The sequence below is a fragment of the Streptomyces xinghaiensis S187 genome, from assembly GCF_000220705.2.
In the GTDB taxonomy this organism is placed as follows: domain Bacteria; phylum Actinomycetota; class Actinomycetes; order Streptomycetales; family Streptomycetaceae; genus Streptomyces; species Streptomyces xinghaiensis.
In genome coordinates this window covers 3,471,397-3,493,954 of sequence record NZ_CP023202.1, presented here as the reverse complement: position 1 = coordinate 3,493,954, position 22,558 = coordinate 3,471,397, and the positions used below count along the sequence as shown (strand labels likewise).

Sequence of the window (22,558 nt, the reverse complement as noted above, 5' to 3'; positions counted from 1 at the left end):
AGTGAGGAGCTGGACATGGAACTGTACGACGTCTGGTTCATCCTGATCGCTGTCCTCTGGACCGGCTACTTCTTCCTGGAGGGCTTCGACTTCGGGGTCGGCGTGCTCACCAAGGTGCTGGCCCGCGACCGGAAGGAACGCCGGGTACTGATCAACACGATCGGACCGGTCTGGGACGGCAACGAGGTCTGGCTGCTCACCGCGGGTGGCGCGACCTTCGCCGCCTTTCCCGAGTGGTACGCCACTCTCTTCTCCGGCTTCTATCTGCCGCTGCTGCTCATCCTGGTCGCCCTGATCGTGCGCGGCGTCGCCTTCGAGTACCGGCACAAGCGGGACGAGGACCGCTGGCAGACCAACTGGGAGCACGCGATCTTCTGGACCTCGTTGCTGCCGGCGTTCCTCTGGGGCGTGGCCTTCGGCAACATCGTGCGCGGGGTCGCGATCGACCAGGAGAAGGAGTACGTCGGAGGCTTCTTCGATCTGCTCAACCCGTACGCACTGCTGGGCGGGCTGGTCACGCTCACCCTCTTCACCTTCCACGGTGCCGTCTTCGTCGCCCTCAAGACGGTGGGGGACATCCGGGTCCGGGCCCGGAAGCTGGCCACCGGGGTGGGCCTGGTGACCGCGGTGCTCGCTGTGCTGTGGCTGGGCTGGACCCAGCTGGAGAAGGGCGATGCCGTGAGCCTCGTGGCGATGCTGGCCGCGGCCGGTGCGCTGGTCGGGGCCATCGCCATGAACCAGCGAGGCCGGGAGGGCTGGGCCTTCGCGCTCTCCGGGGTCACCATCGTGGCCGCCGTCGCGATGCTGTTCCTGACGCTCTTCCCGAACGTCATGCCCTCCACGCTGAACGAGGAGTGGAGCCTGACGGTCAGCAACGCCTCCTCCACCCCGTACACGCTGAAGATCATGACCTGGTGCGCCGGTATCGCCACCCCGCTGGTGCTGCTGTACCAGAGCTGGACGTACTGGGTCTTCCGCAAGCGCATCGGCACCCAGCACCTCGCCGACGTGCACTGAGGAACAAACCGAGGGACTGTTTCACGTGAAACCCGTCGACCCCCGCCTGCTCCGTTACGCACGGGCCACCCGGACCTTCCTGCTGGCCGCCGTAGCCCTGGGACTGGCGGGGGCCGGCCTGGTGGTGGCCCAGGCCGTGCTGCTCGCCGAGGTGATCGTGGGCGCCTTCCAGCGGGGGCTGGACGCCGACGGGCTGACCACTGAGCTGCTGCTGCTCGTGGCCGTGTCCGCCGGACGGGCACTCGTCTCGTGGCTGACCGAACTGGCCGCGCACCGGGCCGGAGCCTCGGTCAAGTCCGAGCTGCGGACCCGGCTGCTGGACCATGCCACACGGCTCGGACCCGGCTGGCTGAGCTCGCAGCGCACCGGAGAGCTGACGGCGCTGGCCACCCGGGGTATCGATGCCCTCGACGGCTACTTCGCCCGCTATCTGCCGCAGCTGGGGCTGGCGGTCGTGGTCCCGGCCGCCGTCCTCGCCCGCATCGTCACGGCGGACTGGGTGTCCGCGGCGGTCATCGTGGTGACCCTGCCACTCATCCCTCTCTTCATGGTGCTCATCGGCTGGGCCACCCAGGCGCGGATGGACCGTCAGTGGCAGCTGCTCACCCGGCTGTCGGGGCACTTCCTCGACGTGGTGGCCGGCCTGCCGACCCTGAAAGTCTTCGGCCGCGCCAAGGCCCAGGCCGAGTCGATCCGCGCCATCACCGCCGACTACCGGCGGGCCACCCTGCGAACCCTGCGGATCGCCTTTCTCTCCTCCTTCGCGCTGGAGCTCCTCTCCACCCTGTCGGTGGCGCTGGTCGCCGTCGGCATCGGTATGCGGCTCGTCCATGGCGACCTGGATCTCTTCACCGGGCTGGTGGTGCTGATCCTCGCCCCCGAGGCCTACCTGCCGATCCGGCAGGTGGGAGCCCAGTACCACGCGGCGGCCGAAGGGCTGGCCGCCGCCGAGCAGGTGTTCACCGTGCTGGAGACCCCGCCGGGGAGCACCGGCGGAACGGCTCCCGCTCCCGACGCCCGGGTCTCCGGGCTGCGGGTGGACGGTCTGGTCGTCCGGCACCCCGGGCGCGCGGAGCCCTCGCTGGCGCGCACCTCCCTGACCGTCCGGCCCGGCGAGACGGTCGCACTGACCGGCCCCAGCGGGTCGGGGAAGACCACCCTCCTCCATGCCGTCCTGGGGTTCGCCGAGGCGGCGGAGGGACGCCTGCTGCTCGGGGACACGGACCTCTCCACCGTGGACCTCGACGGCTGGCGGCGGCAGATCGCCTGGCTCCCCCAGCACCCCTTCCTGTTCGCCGGGACCGTCGCCGAGAACGTACGGCTGGCCCGGCCGGACGCGGACGACGCGGCCGTGCGGGAGGCGCTGCGCGACGCGGGCGCACTGGACTTCGTCGCCGCGCTGCCCGAGGGGCCCGCCACCGTCCTCGGCGAGGGCGGCGCCGGGCTGTCGGCCGGCCAGCGGCAGCGGATCGCGATCGCCCGGGCCTTCCTCGCCGACCGTCCCGTGCTGCTGCTGGACGAGCCGACGGCCAACCTGGACGGCGAGAGCGAGTCGGCGGTCGTGGAGGCGGTCGCACGGCTGACGGCGGGGCGCACGGTGCTGATGGCCGTGCACCGGCCGGCCCTGCTGGCGGTCGCCGACCGGGTGGTGGAGCTTCCCCGGCCGGCCGGGACGGCGGAACTCGCCGCGGCTCCGGCATCGGCACCGGCCGCCGCGGTCTGCGTCCCGCCGGCGCCGGAGGACGGGGAGGGGACGCCGGCCGCGTCGCCGGAGACACCGGGCGGGCCGGCGGACGGCGCCCGTGCCGGCGGCCGGGGCGGCCCGCGGGGCGCGGGCGTCGTGGCGGCCGTTCCCGCAGCGGCGGGGGAGCGGCCGGACGGACCCGGCCGGGCCGGCCGGCCCGGTGGGATCCTCCGCCGGCGGGACCCGGATCCGCTGCGCTGGGTGCGGGACCGGACCCGGGCACGGCGGGGGCGGTTCGTGCTGGCCCTGGTGCTCGGCAGCCTGGCGCTGGGCAGCGCGGTGGGCCTCATGGGCGTCTCCGGATGGCTCATCTCGCGGGCCTCCGAGCAGCCGCCGATCCTCTACCTCATGGTGGCCGTCACGGCCACCCGGGCCTTCGGCATCGGCCGGGCCGTGTTCCGCTACGCCGAGCGGCTCGTCGCGCACGACGCCGTCTTCCGGATGCTCGCAGACCTCCGTGTGGCCGTCTTCCAGCGGCTCGAACGGCTGGCACCGGCGGGCCTGCGCACCACCCGCCGCGGCGACCTCCTCTCCCGGCTCGTCGCCGACGTCGACTCCCTCCAGGACTACTTCCTGCGCCGCCTGCTGCCGGTGGGCGTCGCTCTCCTGGTCTCCGCGGGCTCCGTCGGTTTCACCGCCTGGCTGCTGCCGGAGGCGGGAGCCGTGCTGGCGCTGGGGCTGCTCGCCGCCGGGGCGGGGGTGCCGCTGCTCTCCGGGGCCGTGTCGCGCCGGGCGGAGCGGCGGCTGGCCCCGGCCCGCGGTGTTCTGGCGACCCGGGTCGTGGATCTGCTGTCCGGCACCGCCGAGCTGACGGTGGCCGGCGCGCTCCGGTCCCGTACGGAGGAGGCCCGGCGGGCGGACGCCGAGCTCACCGGGCTCGCCGGGCGCTCGGCGGCCGCTGCCGGAGCCGGCGCCGGGCTCTCCGCGCTGGTCTGCGGGCTCACCGTGACCGGTACGGCCTGGGCCGGAGTGCAGGCGGTGCACGAGGGGAGGCTCGCGGGGGTCGCGCTCGCGGTGGTGGTCCTGCTGCCGCTCGCGGCGTTCGAGGCGGTCACGGACCTTCCCGTCGCCGTGCTCCACCAGCAGCGGGCCCGGCGCGCCGCCGGTCGGATCTGGGAGGTGCTGGCCGCTCCCGAGCCGGTGCGCGAGCCGGCCGAGCCCGCCGTACCGCCCGCCACACCGTTCCCGCTGGCGGTGCGGAATCTGACGGCCCGCTACGCCGGTCAGCGGCTGCCCGCCCTCGACGGCCTGGACCTCGACCTCGTACCGGGGCGCCGGATCGCCGTCGTGGGTCCGTCCGGCTCGGGCAAGACGACGCTCGCGCAGGTGCTGCTGCGCTTCCTGGACCCCGAGTCCGGCCGCTATACCCTGGCCGGCACCGATGCCGGCGCGCTCGACGGCGACGCCGTGCGGCGGCTGGTCGGGCTCTGCGCGCAGGACGCGCACATCTTCGACAGCTCACTCCGCGAGAACCTGCGGCTCGCCCGTCCGTCCGCCGGGGAGCCCGAGCTGCGCGCCGCGCTGGCCCGGGCCCGGCTGCTCGGCTGGGTGGACGGCCTGCCCGAGGGCCTGGACACGATGGTCGGCGAGCACGGTGCGAGGATGTCCGGCGGCCAGCGCCGCCGTCTCGCCCTGGCCCGGGCCCTGCTCGCGGACTTCCCGGTGCTGGTGCTCGACGAGCCCGCCGAACACCTGGACCTGGCGACGGCGGACGCCCTCACGGCCGATCTGCTCGCGGCGACCGAGGGCCGCACGACCGTCCTCATCACCCACCGGCTGGCGGGGCTGGAGGACGTCGACGAGGTGGTCGTGCTGGACCGGGGCCGTGCCGTCCAGCGCGGCACGTACGCGGAGCTGGCGGCCGCCGACGGGCCGTTCCGGCGGATGCGGGAGCGGGAGCGCGCGGCGGACACGGCGGGCGCCCGGCTGCCCCGGGAGCTTCCGGAGGCCACCCTGGCGGCGCGCTGAGGCCGCTCCGTACGGGGCGGCGGAACGCCGCTACGCCTGCTCCTCCAGGATGCGCTCGATGACGACCGCGACGCCGTCCTCGCTGTTGGCGGTCGTACGGGCCGGAGTGGCGGCCAGCACCTCGGGATGCGCGTTGGCCATCGCGTACGAGCTGCCCGCCCAGGTCAGCATCTCCAGATCGTTGGGCATGTCGCCGAACGCCACCACCTCGCCGGGGGAGATCCCGCGCTCCGCGCAGCACTGCGCGAGGGTGGAGGCCTTGCTGACCCCCAGCCCGCTGATCTCCAGCAGCGCGGTGGGGCTGGAACGGGTGAACGAGGCGTGGGCGCCCGCTGTCTCCCGGGCCAGGGCGAGATAGTCGTCCGGGGACATCTCCGGGTGGTGGGCCAGCAGCTTGAGCACCGGTGTCCGCGCGTGCCACGCGTCCGCGGAGAGAAGCCGCTCGGCGGCGTCGACCGTGGCCCCGGGGTCGAGGTGGAAGGGCGGGTACTCCGGTTCGTAGTGGAGCCCGGTGGTCAGTTCGACGGCGAACGAGGTGTCCGGCGCGGCGACGCGCAGCGCGCCGACCACGTCCATGGCGGCGAGCCGGTGCAGCGGGCGGACCTCGACGACCCGGCCGCCCCGGTGCAGGTCGACGACGGCCGCGCCGTTGGCGCAGATCGCCAGGCCGTGGCCGTGCACGTGGTCGCTGACGACTCCCATCCAGCGCGCGGGCCGGCCGGTCACGAAGAAGACCTCGATGCCGGCCTTCTCGGCGGCCGCCAGCGCGGCGACCGTCCGGTCGGAGACCGTCTTGTCGTCGCGGAGCAGGGTGCCGTCGAGATCGGTGGCGATCAGCCGTACGGGCCCGGTCACGGAGGCCGGGTCACCGGCTCCGGCGGGGGCCGGGTGGTGCGGCTCGGGCCGCTCGGTAGCTGAGGTCACCTCTCCATCTTCGCGCATATGCGCGCACAAGCGTGCGACGGTACGCACAAGGGAGCGTCATGGGGGCCGATGAGAACGCCGCCGTGCGACTCCTCTGGTCACTTGCGCCCCCGGTGTGCGGGCCGTATGCCGTGCGGGGGCGGGGCCTGTCCGTCAGCCGAGCCGCGTGGCCGCCTCGGTGGCGATCTTCTCGAAGACGGCCTGGTCGGCGGCGAAGTCCGAGCCGGGGATCGGCCAGTGCACCACGATCTCGGTGAAGCCCAGATCCCGGTGGCGCCCGGCGAAGTCCACGAAGGCGTCCAGGGACTCCAGCGGACGGGCCCGGTCCGGTGTGAACCCGGTCAGCAGGATCTTGTCCAGCTCCGCAACGTCCCGGCCGGCCTCCGCGCACGCCGCGGCGAGCCCTTCGAGCTGGCGGCGCAGCGCCTCGTCCGACTGCTGCGGCGTGCCCGTCTCGTAGAGCTTCGGATCACCCGTCGTCACCCATGCCTGTCCGTGTCGCGCGGCCAGCCTGAGTCCTCGCGGCCCGGTGGCGGCGACGGCGAAGGGGAGCCGGGGCCGCTGGATGCAGCCGGGGAGGTTCCTTGCCTCTTCCGCGGTGTAGAAGTCGCCCCGCTGCGAGACCGTGCCCTCGGTGAGCAGCCGGTCCAGCAGCGGCACGAACTCGCCGAAGCGGTCGGCCCGCTCGCGCGGTGTCCACGGCCGTTGGCCGAGCGCCGTGGCGTCGAAGCCGCTGCCGCCCGCCCCGATGCCGAGGGTGATCCTGCCGCCCGAGATGTCGTCGAGGGAGATCAGCTCCTTGGCGAGCGTCACGGGATGCCGGAAGTTCGGTGATGTCACGAGGGTGCCCAGACGGAGCCGGCCGGTCGCCGTGGCGGCGGCCGTGAGCGTGGGCAGGGCGCCGTACCAGGGGCCGTCGCGGAAGGACCGCCAGGACAGGTGGTCGTAGGTGTACGCGGCGTGGAAGCCCAGTTCCTCGGCGCGCTGCCATTTCGCGCGGCCGCCCTCGTTCCAGCGGTCGACGGGGAGGATCACGGTGCTCAGGCGCGGACTCATGGCCCCGAGCCTACGTCGGCCTCCCCATGGCCCCGGTGGTGCCGGGATCGGGCCGGGATCGTGCGGGACGCGCGCTTCCTCGGCCGAGCGCCGTACCGGTCGCCCGACCGTCCGCCCGGCTCAGCGCATCACCCGGTTCGGCGCATCACCCGGCTCAGCGCACCGACCGGCTCAGCCAGGGGGAGAGCACCGGCCCGGAAAGCACGAGTTCCTTGTAGGAGCGGCCTCCCGGCAGCGGCACGACGAGCCAGTAACCCGGCGGGAAGAAGCGGCCCTTCACCTGGGCCGCTCCCCCGTACACGGAGCGGAGGAAGTCCGGCACCACGTCGCGCGGGAGGTCGTGGAACTCGACCCCCTCGACGGTGATCTTGGCGTCGCCCTCCGAGTACAGCTCGACCTCCACCGCGGGTGAGCCGGACAGTGCGGCATGGGCCTCGTGCGGCAGCGAGCCGTCCTCGTCGGTCACGGCGAAGGCCCCGGCCGCCGTCCGCCGGGCCGAGCGGTCGGCTCCGATGTCGTCGGTGACCCGTACCGTTAGCTCGAACTCCCGCGCGATCTCCCGGATGGCGGTCACGGCGGCCTCGGTGCTGGGCAACTGTTCGGGCGTCGGCTCCATGCCCGGAGTGTGTCAGCCGGCCGACGGTTCCGTGGCGGGAAAGCCGGAGGAGGCACCGGTCTCCAGAGCGAACTCCGCGATCCAGCCGGCCACCCGCTCCGGCTGCGTCCGGATCACCCAGTGCCCGGCGGCCACGCGCCGGCGGACGAGCCGGGGCGCCCACAGACCGAGGTCGTCGTAGAGGTGTTCGGAGAGAAAGACGTCCTCGGCGGGGACGACGAGCTGGACGGGCACCCGGGCACGGGCGTCCTCGCGCGGACGGCGGGTGCGCGGACGGAAGTTGTCGCGGTAGAGCCACGCGCCGTGGGCGGCGTCCCGGGCCAGGGACGGGGTCGGGTAGCCGTCGGCGGGCAGTTTCTCCAGCCTGCGCAGGATGCCGGGCCACCGGCGGGCGAGCGGACCGTGCCAGGCGAGCTCGGGGAGGACCGGCGTGTGCAGCGCGTAGACGTACCAGGACCGCAGACGCTGGCCGAGCAGTTCGCGGACACCGCGTGCGCCGAGCGCCCCGCTCCGGCGCCGTGCGGCCCAGTGGCCGAAGTGGTCCAGCGAGGGGCCGGAGACGGAGGTGAAGGAAGCGATCCGGTCCGCGGCGGCCGTGGTGACGAACTCCCAGCCCTGCACCGAGCCCCAGTCGTGGCCCACCAGATGGACGGGCCGGCCGGGGCTCACCGCGTCCGCGACGGCGCGGAAGTCGGCGGTCAGCTTCTCCAGGGTGAAACCGCCCCGCAGCGGCCGGGGCGCGGTCGAGCGGCCGCAGCCCCGCAGATCGTAGAGGACCACGTGGAAGCGGTCCGCCAGCTGCCGCGCGACCCCGGTCCAGACCTCCTTGCTGTCCGGATAGCCGTGCACCAGGACCACCACCGGCTGCCCGGGATCTCCCAGTGCGGCCACGCACAGCCGTACGCCGTCCCCGCCCCGCACCCAGCGTTCGCGCATGTCACCGGTCACCCGGCACCGCCTTCCGGCCTCAGGGAGCCGCCGTCTTCCCGGCCCCTCCGCGCCCCGACGTTACCAACGATCGTTACCGCTGGTAACAACTTAGGTGTACGGCCCCTACGGGTCCCTACGCCTGAAGGGGGACGCGGAGACAGCCGTCAGGGCTGACGCCCGGTGTGGCCCGCACCACTAGCGTCAGGGCCGTGACAGTGATCGTGACCGAAAGCCTCAGCAAGCGGTTCCCCAAGGTGACCGCGCTCGACCGGCTCACCATGACCATCGGCCCGGGCGTGACCGGCCTGGTGGGCGCCAACGGGGCCGGCAAGTCGACCCTGATCAAGATCCTGCTCGGGCTGTCCCCGGCGACCGAGGGGCGGGCCGCCGTGCTCGGCCTCGACGTGGCCGGCGAGGGCGGCGCCATCCGGGAACAGGTCGGCTACATGCCCGAGCACGACTGCCTGCCCCCCGACGTGTCCGCGACCGAGTTCGTCGTGCACATGGCCCGGATCTCGGGGCTGCCGCCCTCCGCCGCCCGCGAGCGCACCGCCGACACCCTGCGCCACGTCGGCCTCTACGAGGAGCGCTACCGGCCCATCGGCGGCTACTCGACCGGTATGAAGCAACGGGTCAAGCTCGCCCAGGCGCTGGTCCACGACCCGAAACTGGTGCTGCTGGACGAGCCGACGAACGGCCTCGACCCGGTCGGCCGGGACGAGATGCTCGGTCTCATCCGCCGCGTCCACACCGACTTCGGCATCTCCGTGCTGGTGACCTCCCACCTCCTCGGCGAGCTCGAACGCACCTGCGACCACGTCGTCGTCATCGACGGCGGTGCCCTGCTGCGCTCCAGCTCCACCAGCGACTTCACCCAGAAGACCGCGGTCATCGCGGTCGAGGTCACGGACACCGAAGAGCATCCGGACGGCACGGCCGCGCTGGCGGAGGCACTGGCCCGCGCGGGTGTCCGCCATGCCGCCGGCGGGCACGCGCCCGGCGCGGGCCGGGTGCTGCTCCTGGACGCCGAGGGCGACCGGACGTACGACGCGGTCCGCGACACCGTCGCCGGACTGGGGCTCGGCCTGGTGCGCATGGAGCAGCGCCGTCACCACATCGCGGAGGTCTTCCGCCCCGGGGAGCCCCCGGAACCCACGGGGCCCGCCGGGCCGGAGCCCTCCGCCCAGCCGCACCCCGGCAGCACGGACGGACGGAACGGAGGTGGCCGCGATGCCGCCTGAGAGCATGACGCCGACGGCGGCGGACCCGTCCGCCGACCCGACCCGCATCCACAACATCGGCTACCGCCGCTACGACGGCCCCCGCCTCGGACGCTCCTACGCCCGGCTCTCCCTCTTCTCCCAGAGCCTGCGCGGTGCGTACGGACTCGGCCGCTCGGCCAAGTCCAAGGTCCTGCCGATGCTGCTGTTCGCCGTGATGTGCCTGCCGGCGGGCATCATCGTCGCGGTCGCCGTGGCGACCGACATGAAGGACCTGCCGCTCGAATACACGCGGTACGCGATCTACCTCCAGGCCGTCATCGGCCTCTATCTCGCCGCCCAGGCCCCGCAGTCCGTCTCCCGCGATCTGCGGTTCCGCACCGTGCCGCTCTACTTCTCCCGTCCGATCGAACGGGTGGACTACGTGGCGGCGAAGTACGCGGCGATGGCCTCGGCCCTCTTCCTGCTCACCGCGGCACCGCTCGTCATCCTCTACGCGGGCGCGCTGCTGGCCAAGCTGGACTTCGCCGACCAGACCAAGGGGTTCGGCCAGGGCCTGGCCTCCGTTGCCGTCCTGTCCGTGCTCTTCGCGGGCATCGGGCTGGTCGTCGCGGCGCTCACCCCCCGCCGGGGCTTCGGCGTCGCCGCCGTCATCGCCGTGATGACGATCTCCTACGGCGCGGTCAGCACCGTCCAGGCGATCGCCTGGGAGCAGGGCAACCAGGACGCCATCGGCTGGCTCGGCCTGTTCTCGCCGGTCACCCTCGTCGACGGCGTGCAGTCGCTGTTCCTCGGCGCGGACTCCGCCTTCCCCGGCGCCGAGGGGCCGTCCGGCGCGCTCGCCGGAATCGTCTACCCGGCGGTGGTCCTCGGGCTGATCGCCGGCTCGTACGCGCTGCTGATGCGCCGTTACCGGAAGGTCGGGCTGTGACCACCCTCAAGATCGACCACGTCTCCCGCTGGTTCGGCAACGTGGTCGCCGTCAACGACATCACCATGACCATCGGCCCCGGTGTGACCGGTCTCCTCGGCCCCAACGGTGCCGGCAAGTCCACCCTCATCAATATGATGGCCGGTTTCCTCGCCCCCTCGACCGGCACCGTCACCCTCGACGAGGCGGCCGTCTGGCGCAACGAGGGGGCGTACCGGCAGATCGGCATCGTCCCCGAACGGGAATCCATGTACGACTTCCTGACGGGACGGGAGTTCGTGCTCGCCAACGCCGAGCTGCACGGGCTGAAGGATCCCCGCGGGGCGGCCCGGCAGGCGCTCGCCACCGTGGAGATGGAGTACGCGCAGAACCGCAAGATCGCCACGTACAGCAAGGGGATGCGGCAGCGCGTGAAGATGGCCTCCGCGCTGGTCCACGAGCCGTCCGTCCTCCTGCTCGACGAACCGTTCAACGGCATGGACCCGCGCCAGCGGATGCAGCTCATGGAACTGCTGCGGCGGATGGGGGACGAGGGCCGCACCGTGCTGTTCTCCTCGCACATCCTGGAGGAGGTCGAACAGCTCGCCCAGCACATCGAGGTGATCGTCGCCGGCCGGCACGCGGCCTCCGGTGACTTCCGGAAGATCCGCCGCCTGATGACGGACCGCCCGCACCGCTATCTCATCCGGTCCAGCGACGACCGTGCCCTCGCCGCCGCGCTGATCGCCGATCCGTCCACGGCCGGGATCGAGATCGACCGAGCGGACGGGGCGCTGCACGTCCAGGCCGTCGACTTCCCCCGCTTCACCGAACTGCTGCCGCGGGTCGCCCGCGAACACGGCATCCGGCTCCTCACGGTCTCGCCCTCCGACGAGTCCCTGGAGAGCGTCTTCTCCTACCTCGTAACGGCCTGAGCGGCCCAGCGGCTTGAAGGAGCCCGAACCGATGTACAACTCCACGGTCGCCCGGCTCACCTACCGGGGCCTGCTCGGCCGACGCCGGGCGCTGATCCTCTTCCTCCTCCCCGCACTGCTGCTGCTCATCGCGGTGGCGGTGCGCCAACTGACCGGAGTCGACGACCAGATCGCCGCCGATGTGCTGGGCGGCTTCGCCCTCGCCACGATGGTCCCGCTGATCGGCGTGATCGCCGGCACGGGAGCGATCGGCCCCGAGATCGACGACGGCTCGATCGTCTACCTGCTCGCCAAACCGGTGAAGCGGCCCACCATCATCGTCACCAAACTGCTGGTGGCGATCGGGGTGACGGTCGTCTTCTCGGCGGTGCCCACGCTGATCGCCGGCTTCATCCTGAACGGCAACAGCCAGAACGTCGCCGTCGCGTACGCGCTGGCCGCCGCGGTCGCCTCCGTCGCCTACAGCGCCGTCTTCCTGCTGCTCGGCACGGTCACCCGGCACGCGGTCGTCGCCGGGCTCGTCTACGCGCTGGTGTGGGAATCGCTGTTCGGCAGCCTGATCGAGGGGGCCCGGACCCTCAGCGTGCAGCAGTGGGCGCTGGCCCTCGCGCAGAAGACCGCCGACGGCGGGCTGGTGACCTCGGACGTGGGCCTCGTCCCGGCCGTGGTGCTGCTCTCCGTCGTCACGGCCCTCGCCACCTGGTACGCGGGCCAGAAGCTGCGCGTCCTGAAGCTGGCCGGGGAGGAGTGAGCCGGGTCGACGGCGGGCCGGCGGAGTGGCGACGAGAAGGAACGGAACGGGCCGGGGCGCGCACCTGAAGGGGTGCGCGCCCCGGCCTCGGCCGTGACCGGCCGCGTCGACCGGTCAGTGCGGGCCCCGCGCGTGCGCGGAGCCGTGGCCGGTCAGCGCCGGCCGCCCCGCGGGCGCGGGCATCGCACCGTCTCCTCCTGGAACTGCCGCAGCCGGACGTCCATGCCGGCCATGCGCTCGCTCATCGCACAGACGACCTGGTTGGTGCTGTCCAGCCGCCGGTCCATGAAGGCGATGCGGCGGTCCATCCCGTCGAGCCGCTCGTCGATCCGGTCCAGCCGGTCGGAGGTCCGGCGCAGCACCGGCCCGAGGTCGCGCAGCGCGGCGCCGACATCGGCGAGACAGGACTCGACGACGGTCATCCTGGCTTCGAGCGAGCGCTCCGGGGACGGGGCGGTCCGGGAGCGTGGCGCGGTGAAGCTCTCCTCGACGTCCAGCAGGTACCTGCGGACCTCACGTGCGACAGGGCTGTCCCGCAGCAGCATCGCCACGTTCAGTACGGCGCGGCGGGTGAAGACGCCCAGGTTCGACCTGGCCTGTGGATAACCTGCTACGGCATAGCGTGACAGGATGTCTCGCTTAAATCGGCGCAGGTCAGCGCCTCGGAGCGTGGTCATGCCATTGGATGACAACTCCGAGCGGTGGCGTGCCGCGAGTTGCCGGACCACCTCTTCACTCACCTCGAAGTACTCGGCGACCATGCGTGTCGTGACATGCAGCCCGTCCGGCAGCATCGCCAGGACCTTGACCTTGTCGAGCACGCCCGTGCGCGCGGCGAGGCTCTCGCGGAGCGCGCGTGATTCGAGCAGTGCGGATTCGGGTGGCATGAGAGTGCCCTCCCCTTCGTTCCGGAACGGATGTGGGACTGCCCGTATCCAGGGACCAGGAGCGAAGGCTGCTCATATAGCCACGTACTCGATGACCGGTTCTGCCGCCCGGCAATCCGCCACTTCACGCACTCTCGACGTCTCGAACTCCAGTTGCCTCCACGCATGGTGGGCAACGAGCCGCCGGCGCGGCGGTCACGCGGAGCCGGGCGTTCGCCGGTGCCGGTGGTCAGCCGAAGAGGCGTTCGACGACGACGGCGATGCCGTCCTCATCGTTGGAGGCCGTGATCTCGTCGGCGACGGACTTCAGTTCGGCGTGCGCGTTGGCCATGGCGACGCCGTAGCCGGCCCAGCCGAACATCGGGATGTCGTTGGGCATGTCGCCGAAGGCGATGGTGTCCGCCGCCCGCAGTCCGAGCCTGCGGGCGGCCAGGGAGAGCCCCGTGGCCTTGCTGAGCCCCAGGGGCAGCAGCTCCACGATGCCCGCTCCGGACATCACCACGCCCACCAGATGCCCGGCGACGGTGCGCGCGACGTGGGCGAGGGAGTCGTCGTCCAGCTCCGGGTGCTGGATGTAGAGCTTGTTGAGCGGCGCGGACCAGACCTCGTCCATGTCCTGGAAGGTGAGGTACGGCAGCGGGCCCTGTGCTTCGTAGCCCGGGCCGACCAGGACCTCGCCGTCCAGGCCGTCCCGGCTCGCGGCCAGCGCCAGAGGCCCGGTCTCCGCCTCGATCTTGGCGACCGCCAGCCCGGCGAGCTGCCGGTCGAGCGTGACGGAGGTCAGCAGCCGGTGCTCACCGGCGTGGTAGACCTGCGCGCCCTGTCCGCACACCGCGAGTCCCCGGTATCCCAGGTCGTCGAGGACGTGCCGGGCCCAGGGCACGGCACGTCCGGTGACGACGATGTGCGCGGCGCCCGCGGCGGTGGCGGCCGCCAGGGCGTCCCGGGAGCGCGGGGAGACGGTGTCGTCGCCGCGGAGCAGGGTGCCGTCGAGATCGGTGGCGATCAGCCGGTACGGGAGGTGTCCGCCCGGGGTCTCCGGGCGGGCGGTGGCGGGGGCGCTCACGCGGTCACGGGTTCCAGGATCTCGCGCCCGCCCAGGTAGGGGCGGAGCAGCTCGGGGACCCGCACCGAGCCGTCCGGCCGCTGGTGGTTCTCCAGCAGGGCGACGATCGTGCGGGGCACGGCGCAGAGCGTGCCGTTGAGGGTGGCCAGCGGGCGGACGTGCTTGCCGTCGCGCATCCGCACCGACAGCCGCCGGGCCTGGAACTCCGTACAGTTGGAGGCGGAGGTGAGCTCGCGGTACTTGCCCTGCGCCGGGAGCCAGGCCTCGCAGTCGAACTTGCGGGAGGCGGAGGCCCCCAGGTCTCCGGTGGCCACGTCGATCACGCGGAAGGGCAGTTCGAGGGCGGTGAGCCACTGCTTCTCCCACTCCAGCAGCCGGCGGTGTTCAGCCTCGGAGTCCTCCGGGGTGACGTAGGAGAACATCTCCACCTTGTCGAACTGGTGGACGCGGAAGATGCCGCGGGTGTCCTTGCCGTAGGTGCCGGCCTCGCGGCGGAAGCAGGGCGAGAAGCCCGCGTAGCGCAGCGGCAGCCGGTCCGCGTCGACGATCTCGTCCATGTGGTACGCGGCGAGCGGGACCTCGGAGGTGCCGACCAGGTAGAGGTCGTCCTTCTCCAGCTGGTAGACGTTCTCGGCGGCCTGGCCCAGGAAGCCGGTGCCCTCCATGGCGCGGGGCTTGACCAGCGCCGGGGTGAGCATGGGGATGAAGCCGGCCTCGGTCGCCTGGGCGATGGCGGCGTTGACGAGCGCCAGCTCCAGCAGGGCACCGATGCCCGTCAGGTAGTAGAAGCGGGAGCCGGAGACCTTGGCGCCGCGCTCGACGTCGATCGCGCCGAGCAGCTGTCCGAGCTCCAGGTGGTCCTTCGGCCGGAAGCCCTCCGCCTCGAAGTCGCGCGCCGTCCCGACGGTCTCCAGGACGGTGAAGTCGTCCTCCCCGCCCACGGGCACCTCGGGGTGGACGAGGTTACCGAGACCGCTCAGCAGGCGCTGGGTCTCCTCGGCGGCCTCGTTCTGCTGGGCGTCGGCGGCCTTGACGGCGGCGGAGAGCTCGCCGGCCTTCCTCAGCAGCTCCGCCTTCTCCTCACCGGAGGCTTTGGGGATCAGCTTGCCGAGCGCCTTCTGCTCGGAGCGGAGTTCGTCGAAGCGGACGCCGGACGACCTGCGCCGTTCATCGGCGGAGAGCAGGGCGTCGACGAGGCCGACGTCCTCTCCACGGGCGCGCTGGGACGCGCGGACACGGTCGGGGTCCTCACGGAGCAGGCGAAGGTCAATCACGGCTCCAGGCTACCGGTGCGGACGCCCGGCCTTCGACTCCGATATTGACCGGAGCGTTTTGTCCCTTTTGCCTCGAAAAGGAAAATTCACGGACTCGGGCCGGAATGGCGCACGCGGCCGTCCGGTGATGGTGCCGCGGGTGATATGGGGGTGAACGGAACCGGTCCGCAATGGGGCCGGCGCAGCGGCGGCGGACATTTCGCCGCAGGGGTTTTCCACAGGTGGGGACGGGGGTGGGGACTTTATCCACAGGGTGTGCGCGAGAACTGTGGAAGTCGGAATTGATCATTCCGGTCCCTTCCGTGCAGGCCGATGAATTCCCTTCTCAAACCCATTCCACACACTCTTTCGGGCGGTAATGCCTCACTCCAAAGAGTGCCCGCAGAGAATTGTGCTGACGAAAAGGGATCGAAGGTGCTGTGTACGGAAGGAAGGCGACTGGGGTGTTTTGTCTGTCGTGTCCGGTTGCCGTGTCGACTTGTCCCCAGGTGGCGGTTCCGGCCTGTGGATAACTTGGCGAGCTGTGTACAGCCTGTCCGTCGGACTTCCGTCCCGGAGCCCCGAGGCGCTTGATCGAGGTTCGGTGTCCCGGGCCCGGCGCGCTCAGCTCCGCCCGTCCAGGCAGCGCGCCAGCCAGTCCGAGGCGGCCGAGAACTCCTCGTCCGTGGTCCCGTGCCGCAGCGGCGGAAGCTCCTCCGGGCTCACACCGGCACGCGGATACGAGCCCAGGAAGCGCACCTTGGGGCAGATCCGCTTCAGACCCATCAGGGCCTCGCCCACCCGGCGGTCCGTGATGTGCCCCTCACAGTCCACCGAGAAGCAGTACCGGCCGATCCCCTCACCGGTCGGCCGCGACTCGATGCGCATCATGTTGACCCCGCGGGCCGCGAACTCCTGGAGCAGTTCCAGCAGCGCGCCCGGATGGTCGTCACCCAGCCAGATCACCACGGACGTCTTGTCGGCGCCGGTCCGCGCCGCGGGCCGGGCCGGCCGTCCGGCCAGCACGAAGCGGGTCACCGCGTTCTGCGCGTCGTGGATATCGGTGACCAGCGGCTTCAGCCCGTACGTCCCGGCCGCGAACTCGCCCGCGAAGGCCGCGTCGTACCGCCCCTCCTGCACCAGCCGGGCTCCGTCGGCGTTCGAGGCCGCGGATTCCCACTGGGCGTCCGGGAGGTGCGCCGCCAGCCACTTGCGGACCTGTGGCTGCGCCACCGGGTGCCCGGTCACCGTCTTCACATCGGTCAGCCCGGTTCCGGGCCGGACGAGCAGCGCGAAGGAGATCGGCAGCAGCACCTCGCGGTAGATCATCAGAGGCTTGCCGGTGGCCAGTTCGTCGAGGGTCGCGGTGACTCCGCCCTCGACCGAGTTCTCGATCGGCACCAGCGCGGCGCCCGCCTCGCCGGACCGCACCGCGTCCAGCGCCGCCGGGACGGAGACCATCGGCATCAGTTCGCGCGTCGCCGCCTCGGGCAGGGTCCTGAGCGCGGCCTCCGTGAAGGTGCCCTCGGGGCCCAGATACGTGTAGCGGCTGACGGACATCGCTGCGGGGCTCCTTCTCACGGGGAGCCTCCCACCTTACCGGCGGCGGAAGAGCCCGGCCCGCCCACCGCGACCGCTCCCGGCACAGGCCCGTACGGTGACCGCCGCTCCCCGTACGGACCGTACGGACTCATCCCTCCAGCAGCTCCCGGCCCACATAGCCGCCCGGCTCGCAGCCGCCCGGCACCGCGAACAGACCGCTCGCCTCGTGCCGGATGAACGGCGACAGCGCGTCCCCCCGGTCGAGCTTGCGCTGCACCGGCACGAAGCCCCGGAGCGGATCCGCCTGCCAGCAGACGAACAGCAGACCCGCGTCCGGCACCCCCTTCTCGTCGAAGCCGTCGTGGAAGGAGAAGGGGCGCCGCAGCAGGGCCGCCCCGCCGTTCGTCTCCGGCATCGAGATCCGGGCGTGCGCGTTGGCGGGAACGACGGGCCTGCCGTCGGGGCCGGTCTTCTCCAGGTCCAGGGGGGTGGTCTCGGTGCCGCCCGTCAGCGGCGCACCGGTGTCCTTGCGGCGTCCGATCACCCGTTCCTGCTCCTCCCGCGACAGCTCCTCCCAGTCGTCAAGCAGCATCCGGATGCGCCGGACCACGGCGTACGAGCCGTGTGCCATCCACTCCGGGTCCTTCGCCCCGCCGCCCCCGGGGACGAAGACCCGCTGCTCGAAGTCCGGCTCCTCCGGGCGCGGATTCCTGGTCCCGTCGATCTGGCCCATCAGGTTGCGGGTGGTCATGGGCCGGGCCGTCGCCCCGGCGGAGCGGTTGAAGCCGTTCATCTGCCAGCGCACCCGGGCCGTTCCCGCGGCGTCCTTCTGGAGGGCGCGCAGGGCGTTGAAGGCGACCAGCGCGTCGTCCGCGCCGATCTGCACCCACAGATCACCGTTGCTGCGCCGCGGGTCCAGGGCGTCCGAGGAGAACGCGGGCAGGGGGTCGAGCGCGGCGGGGCGGCGGTCCTCCAGCCCCGTGCGGCTGAAGAAGCTGTGCCCGAAGCCGAAGGTGACGGTGAGAGAGGACGGGCCCGCGTCCAGGGCGATCGCCGTGTCGTCCGCGACCGCGCGGCCCGCGGTCAGACGTTCGGCCGTCCGGGACCAGCGGCGCAGCAGGGCGGCCGCCCCCTTCCGGCCGGCGTCCGGCAGCAGATCGAAGGCGGCGAGATGGCCGCGGGACTGCGGTGCGGTGGTGATGCCGGCCTGATGTTTCCCGTGAAACATCACGGTGGTGGAGCCGACGGTGCTGAGCGGCGGGGTGTCGTCCCCGGCGAGCGCGGTGCCCGCCACGCCGCCCGCCGCACCGGCGACGAGTCCGGCGGCACCGGCCGCGCCGGCGGTTCCGAGCAGTCTGCGCCGGGAGAGGGGGGAAGTCGTCATCAGTTGATCTTCACGTTCCGGGTCTCGGTGATCTGGTCGATGTCGGAGGTCCGCACGGTGAGCGACGCCTTCCAGGTCCCTGCCAGGGGGAGCTGGAAACGGTCGGCCGACCAGTGGCCGGTAGCGAGCTTCGCCAGCTTCACCGGGAGCGGTCCGACGTCCTCGGCGGGGAGGGTGAAGGCGAGCTTCACCTCGGCGGCGTCCAACGGCTTGCCGTCCGGGTCCTCGAGCCAGAGGTGGAGGCTGTTGCCGCAGGTGCTGGCCGGGTCGAAGAGGTGGAGCCCGGCCGTACCGGCGCCCTTCTCGCCGCCGGTGTCGAAGGGGATGTCGAGCATGACGGGCTGCCCGGACGCGGCGGACGGGGCGCCGGCGGCCGCGCCGGCCGTCCGCACCTCCGTACGGGCCGGTTCGGCGCTCGTCAGGGCGGTGGTGACGGCGAGCACCAGCGCGGCCACGCCGGCCTCGGCGAGCACCGAGCGGCGGAGCCGGGTCCGCTCCGGGTCGGCATCGCGGACCCGCCGCTCACGGGCCGCCGCCAGGGCGGCCCGCTGGCGGGCGAGCTGGGCGGCCCGCTCGGCGTCCACCGGGGCGGTGAGCGGGGAGGCACCGCTCCGGGCCGGCGCCGTCCGGTCCTCCGCCGGGGGCCCCGGGACGGGCACCGGATCCGTCAGCGGCGGGGCGTCGGGTTCGTCCGGCCTCTCTCCGTCGGTGCCCGCGGGCCCGTCCGGCAGTCGGGCGACCCGCCGCCGCGACCAGCGGGCGAAGAACAGCAGCAGGGCCACCATCCCCACCTTGACCAGCAGCAGCCGTCCGAACGAGGTGGTGGTGAGGGCGTCCCAGGAGCCGACCTGCCGCCAGGACTGGTACAGCCCGGTCGCGGCCAGCACCAGCACACTGCCGAGGGCCACCCGTGAGAACCGCCGCACCACCTGCCGTTCCGCCGCCGGTCCCCGGTGGAGCGTCACCAGCAGAGCAGCCAGCCCGCCCAGCCAGAGCGCCACGGCCAGCAGATGCAGTACGTCCACGGGGACGGCGAGCCAGGGCTGGAGACCGGTCGACGGGTGTCCGGCCGCGGCCCAGGTGGCCGCCAGGCCGGTGGCGACGACGCCCCCGCCGGCAGCCGCGAGCCAGAAGCGTGGATTCCGGTGCTCCCGCGCCGCCTCCCCGGCTGCTCCTTCCGCGCTTCCGGCGGACCACCGGTCCGGGGAGAGCAGGACCGTCACGCAGAGAGCGGCCACCGCGAGCAGCAGCAGCCGGGAGACCAGTGCGGTCCCGGAGGGGGTCGCCACGACGTCCCGCAGCGCCCCCGGATCGAACATCCCGGCGAGTCCGCTGCTCCCGGTGTACGGCCCGCGCAGCAGGAGCAGCGCGAAGGTGGCCGCGGTGACCACGGCCCAGCCCCGGACCACCAGCCGCCGCAGTGCCGCAACGGAGGCGGCGGACGGCCGGCAGCCCAGGACGAACGCGCTGCCGCCGACGAGCAGGACGAAGCCCGCGTAGGCCGCGTACAGCGCGACGGCGTGGAGGAGGCCGGTCAGCCCGCCGCCCGGCCGGTCGTCCGGCAGGGCGGCGGCGGTCGACGACGGGGCGCCGACGGAGAAGGTGTAGGCGCCCGAGACCGGATGTCCGTCGGCCGAGACGGCCCGCCAGGCCACGGTGTAGGTCCCGTCCGGCAGCCCCGGCCGCAGAGCGACGCCGTGCCGGACGGTGCCACCGGTGCCCAGGTCGCGCGGCTCGCCGGTGTCGGCCCGTCCGCCGTCCGGAGCCAGCACCCGGATCGAATCGGCGGACAGGGTGACGCGCGCGGAGAAGGTGAGCACCACCTCCTCGGGCGCCCGGTCGGCCACCGCGCCCTGCCGCGGAACGCTCCCGGTCAGCGCCGCGTGTGCCGAGGCCGGGGCGGCGCCGAGCAGGACGGCCAGTACGCCCAGCACGGCCGCGGCGCCGAGCAGCAGCACGGCAGTGGCACGCGGGGGGCGCGCGGTTCGCGTGGCTCGCGCGGCGTGCGTGCCGGGCACGGCAGCGGCGGCAGGGGCGGCCGGGCGGTCCCGGCAGGGTGCGGGGGCCATGCCGGTCAGTGCTTCTTCATCGCGGGGTTGTGGGTGGCGGCCTTCACCGGAAGGGTCACCTCGAGGGCGCCCGACTCGGCGAAGTGGAGCGTCACGGAGACCTCCTCGCCCACGGCCGGCTTGTGCTTGAGCTCCTTGAACATGATGTGGTTCGCCCCGCGCTCGAGGACGAGCTCGCCGTTCGCCGGCACATCGAACGACTTGACCTGCTGCATCTTGCCGTCCTTGGTGCGGTGCAGCTCCACGTCGTCCGAGATGTCGCTGGTGGCGTGGGTGAGCCGGTCGGCGGTGTCACCGGTGTTGGTCACCGTGAGGAACCCGCCGGCCATGTCGGGCATGACGGGCTCCGGGACGTAGCCGCCGCTCGTCCCGAGCTCCGGCCCGGTGGCGCAGCCGGTCAGGGAGAGCGTGGCACCGAGCACCAGTGCGGCGCTGAGGGCGGTAGCGGTGGCGGTGCGGCGGTTCACGGGGTCTCTCCCTCGAGGAGCTTGGGCAGGTCTGCGGTGTAGTCGTCGACGGTGGTGTCCTCGCCGTAGAGGACGTGGGCCTTGTCGTCCTCCGGGGAGAAGGCGAGGACCTGGGCGCCATGGGTGGAGACGATGTCGCCGTTCTCGTCCTCGGTCGGCGGTGCGATGCCGATGCCGACACTGCGCGCGCCGGCCTGGATCGCGTCGAAGTCGCCGGTCAGGCCGATGAAGTCGGGGTCCTGGCCGCGCAGCCAGGCGCCGAGCCGCTCGGGGGTGTCCCGTTCGGGGTCGGAGGTGACGAAGACGACCCGCAGGTCCTTTCGCTGGTCGTCGCTGAGTGCCTTGCTCGCCACGGCGATGTTGCTCATCGTCAGCGGGCAGACGTCGGGGCAGTGGGTGTAGCCGAAGTAGAGGAGCGTCGGGTGTCCCTTGGTCTCCTCGACCAGGTCGTACTCCCGACCGGACGTGTCCGTGAGGACGAGGTCCGGCTTCTCGAACGGATTATCGAGAACGGTCGCGGCTTTCGAGGGTTCCGCGGAGACCTCCGCGGCGGTCCCGGCGCTGCCGTCGCCGCCGGCGCCGCACGCGCTGAGGGCCAGAGCCGCGGTGACGGCGAGCACGCCGCCGCGCCACGGAGGTGTCCGCCTCGCGCCGCGCGTGCGGGCGGGGCGATGGGTGGTTCGCATAGGGGTCTTCCTGGTGTGGGTCGTGGTGGGGGTACGGACTGCCGGAGCGTCCGCCGGACCGGTGAGGCCCTCGGACGGCGGCGGGCGGCGGGCACGCCGGAGGTCACACCGGCGGTGCCGGTGAGGACACGGGGATACCGGGCCGCGAGCGGTGGTGGCGGCCGGCCCGGGCCCGGCCACCGGACGTGTCGGGCACGCGCGGGAGGCATACGGGGGAATCCCCACGGGCAGGGGTGGCGGAGGCTCCGAACGCGCGTACGGAGGCACACGCGGATCCCGGCACACTGCCGGGGGAACCGCTGTCTCAGGCCGCCAGGCGGACGTCCGGCGGACCCCTCCTGCTGACGGAGTGCTCCAGATACAGCGGCCGCGGACGCCCCGGTCCGTACCGGCGGCCGCGGAGACCGCGCACGGGCGGACCCCCGGCCCCGGGCAGCCCCGTGAGCAGCGCCCGGGCCAGCCCGACGGCGGCACGCAGCGACCGTACGAGCGCCCCCTCGGCCAGCCCCCGTACGGACAGCCGTACGAGACGGAACAGCGCGGCCTCACCCCGCCGCAGCAACAGCCCGAGCAGGACCGCCGCCAGCAGATGGGCCAGCAGCATCTCCGGTGAGGGCAGCAGCGAGGCCGGGAGCGCCGCGGGGAGCGCCGCCCCGTGCCCGCCGGTCCCCCCGGCCGTCGCGGCGGCCGCGTGCGTGCCGGGGTCGATGCCCGCGGCGGTCACCACGCGGTGGGCCTCGGCGGCCGACAGGGGATGCCCGCCCTCGCCGCACAGCAGCCGCGCGGCGAGCGCCGTCACGGCGTCCGGCGAACCGCCGCCCGCCGGAGCGGCGGCCGGACCGGCGAGTTGCTGGGCGTATCCGAAGAGGGTGTGCAGAAGCACCTGCCCGGTGCCCAGCACCACGGCGATACCGGGCAGTGAACGCTCCCGGCCGGCGAGCCCCGCGGCGACCACGAGGACGGCGAGGAAGCCCCCGCCCAGAGCCCAGAGCGGCACCACGGCGGGGGAGGCGAGGACGTGCCCGGTCGCGGACAGCACGACGCAGACCGCGGCGAACACCGCGGCCCTCACCAGGCGCAGGCCCGTGCCGGCGCGTGCTGTGAAACCAGACATGGCGGACTCATCATCGCAC

Annotated in this window: 18 protein-coding genes and 1 pseudogene; 6 read left to right on the top strand and 13 right to left on the bottom strand. The window is 73.0% G+C overall.

The window, feature by feature from the left end; translation table 11 throughout:
* Nucleotides 1–15 precede the first annotated feature (15 nt).
* Both cydB and cydD read left to right on the top strand, forming a co-directional pair.
* Entirely contained in the window at nt 16–1,017 is a 1,002-nt protein-coding gene (gene cydB / locus SXIN_RS14970) for a cytochrome d ubiquinol oxidase subunit II (protein WP_019707415.1), read from the top strand.
* Nucleotides 1,018–1,042: 25 nt separating this feature from the next.
* Nucleotides 1,043–4,729 carry a thiol reductant ABC exporter subunit CydD gene (cydD, locus tag SXIN_RS14965; protein WP_095757095.1) on the top strand — a complete coding sequence of 1,229 codons (3,687 nt, stop codon included), beginning with the start codon at nt 1,043–1,045 and terminating at the stop codon, nt 4,727–4,729.
* 30 nt (nt 4,730–4,759) lie between these two features.
* On the opposite strand, the gene SXIN_RS14960 is transcribed toward cydD, so the two are convergent.
* The 4 genes and pseudogenes from SXIN_RS14960 to SXIN_RS14945 all read right to left on the bottom strand — a co-directional run.
* The gene (locus SXIN_RS14960; protein WP_095757094.1) at nt 4,760–5,671 is read right to left on the bottom strand and encodes an HAD hydrolase family protein; all 912 of its coding nucleotides are present in this window, start codon (nt 5,669–5,671) and stop codon (nt 4,760–4,762) included.
* Nucleotides 5,672–5,806: 135 nt separating this feature from the next.
* Nucleotides 5,807–6,709: an LLM class flavin-dependent oxidoreductase gene (locus SXIN_RS14955; protein ID WP_019707418.1), complete on the bottom strand. Its 903-nt coding sequence runs from the start codon at nt 6,707–6,709 to the stop codon at nt 5,807–5,809.
* A gap of 154 nt (nt 6,710–6,863) precedes the next feature.
* A complete protein-coding gene (locus SXIN_RS14950) occupies nt 6,864–7,325 on the bottom strand; it encodes an SRPBCC family protein (protein ID WP_019707419.1) in 462 nt (153 codons plus the stop codon).
* A 21-nt stretch (nt 7,326–7,346) separates the two neighbouring features.
* Nucleotides 7,347–8,261, bottom strand: a pseudogene (locus SXIN_RS14945) (alpha/beta fold hydrolase); the annotation flags it as partial.
* Between the two features lie 209 nt (nt 8,262–8,470).
* Here SXIN_RS14945 and SXIN_RS14940 point away from each other — a divergent pair.
* Genes SXIN_RS14940 through SXIN_RS14925 form a run of 4 tightly spaced genes read left to right on the top strand, consistent with a single transcriptional unit; the run spans nt 8,471 to nt 12,071 of the window.
* Entirely contained in the window at nt 8,471–9,496 is a 1,026-nt protein-coding gene (locus SXIN_RS14940; RefSeq protein ID WP_019707421.1) for an ABC transporter ATP-binding protein, read from the top strand.
* Nucleotides 9,486–10,406 (top strand): ABC transporter permease subunit, encoded by a 921-nt coding sequence (locus tag SXIN_RS14935; RefSeq protein ID WP_185831100.1) that lies wholly within the window; start codon nt 9,486–9,488, stop codon nt 10,404–10,406. The genes SXIN_RS14940 and SXIN_RS14935 overlap by 11 nt, the downstream gene beginning before the upstream one ends.
* The gene (locus tag SXIN_RS14930) at nt 10,403–11,320 is read left to right on the top strand and encodes an ABC transporter ATP-binding protein (RefSeq protein ID WP_019707423.1); all 918 of its coding nucleotides are present in this window, start codon (nt 10,403–10,405) and stop codon (nt 11,318–11,320) included. The genes SXIN_RS14935 and SXIN_RS14930 overlap by 4 nt, the downstream gene beginning before the upstream one ends.
* Nucleotides 11,321–11,351: 31 nt before the next feature.
* Nucleotides 11,352–12,071 (top strand): ABC transporter permease subunit, encoded by a 720-nt coding sequence (locus tag SXIN_RS14925; protein ID WP_019707424.1) that lies wholly within the window; start codon nt 11,352–11,354, stop codon nt 12,069–12,071.
* Between the two features lie 152 nt (nt 12,072–12,223).
* Here SXIN_RS14925 and SXIN_RS14920 read toward each other — a convergent pair whose 3' ends face one another.
* The 9 genes from SXIN_RS14920 to SXIN_RS14880 form a co-directional block, all read right to left on the bottom strand.
* Nucleotides 12,224–12,958, bottom strand: coding sequence for a hypothetical protein (locus tag SXIN_RS14920; protein WP_019707425.1), 735 nt, complete (start codon nt 12,956–12,958; stop codon nt 12,224–12,226).
* A 229-nt stretch (nt 12,959–13,187) separates the two neighbouring features.
* A complete protein-coding gene (locus SXIN_RS14915) occupies nt 13,188–14,024 on the bottom strand; it encodes an HAD family hydrolase (RefSeq protein ID WP_019707426.1) in 837 nt (278 codons plus the stop codon).
* The gene (gene serS / locus SXIN_RS14910) at nt 14,021–15,298 is read right to left on the bottom strand and encodes a serine--tRNA ligase (protein WP_019707427.1); all 1,278 of its coding nucleotides are present in this window, start codon (nt 15,296–15,298) and stop codon (nt 14,021–14,023) included. The genes SXIN_RS14915 and serS overlap by 4 nt, the downstream gene beginning before the upstream one ends.
* A 603-nt stretch (nt 15,299–15,901) precedes the next feature.
* Nucleotides 15,902–16,837: a prephenate dehydratase gene (gene pheA, locus SXIN_RS14905; RefSeq protein ID WP_019707428.1), complete on the bottom strand. Its 936-nt coding sequence runs from the start codon at nt 16,835–16,837 to the stop codon at nt 15,902–15,904.
* Between the two features lie 130 nt (nt 16,838–16,967).
* Entirely contained in the window at nt 16,968–18,203 is a 1,236-nt protein-coding gene (gene efeB / locus SXIN_RS14900; protein ID WP_019707429.1) for an iron uptake transporter deferrochelatase/peroxidase subunit, read from the bottom strand.
* Nucleotides 18,203–20,272: a copper resistance protein CopC gene (locus tag SXIN_RS14895; protein WP_095757093.1), complete on the bottom strand. Its 2,070-nt coding sequence runs from the start codon at nt 20,270–20,272 to the stop codon at nt 18,203–18,205. Before SXIN_RS14895 ends, efeB begins: the two co-directional genes overlap by 1 nt.
* Before the next feature lie 5 nt (nt 20,273–20,277).
* Nucleotides 20,278–20,739 carry a copper chaperone PCu(A)C gene (locus SXIN_RS14890; RefSeq protein ID WP_019706083.1) on the bottom strand — a complete coding sequence of 154 codons (462 nt, stop codon included), beginning with the start codon at nt 20,737–20,739 and terminating at the stop codon, nt 20,278–20,280.
* Nucleotides 20,736–21,425, bottom strand: a complete 690-nt coding sequence (locus SXIN_RS14885) for an SCO family protein (RefSeq protein WP_095757092.1) — start codon at nt 21,423–21,425, stop codon at nt 20,736–20,738. The genes SXIN_RS14890 and SXIN_RS14885 overlap by 4 nt, the downstream gene beginning before the upstream one ends.
* 304 nt (nt 21,426–21,729) lie before the next feature.
* On the bottom strand, nt 21,730–22,539 hold the full coding sequence (locus SXIN_RS14880; protein ID WP_095757091.1) for a hypothetical protein: 810 nt from the start codon (nt 22,537–22,539) through the stop codon (nt 21,730–21,732).
* Between the last annotated feature and the right edge of the window lie 19 nt (nt 22,540–22,558).